The 232-nt window shown below is 68.5% G+C and carries 1 protein-coding gene; it reads left to right on the forward strand.

The features are described 5' to 3' along the window. Positions 1–232: calcium-binding protein (locus tag GPA25_RS23800; RefSeq protein WP_425486423.1), on the forward strand; the 232-nt coding region annotated here is incomplete at both ends.

The following is a 232-nucleotide window of genomic DNA, read 5'->3' on the forward strand; positions in this document are numbered from 1 at the left end:
AACGGCGGCGACGAGGTCATCGAGGCCCGTGCCGGCAACGACTACCTCTACGGCCTCGACGGCAATGACGTGCTGCGCGGCGAAGCCGGCACCGACAGCCTCTATGGCGGCAACGGCAACGACACCCTCGACGGCGGCAGCGGCAACGACTACCTCGACGGCGGCTACGGCGCCGACACCTACGTCCTCAACCGCGGCACCGGACAGGACCGCATCAGTGAATACGACGGCC

The sequence above is a fragment of the Aromatoleum diolicum genome (assembly GCF_012910955.1).
GTDB lineage: Bacteria > Pseudomonadota > Gammaproteobacteria > Burkholderiales > Rhodocyclaceae > Aromatoleum > Aromatoleum diolicum.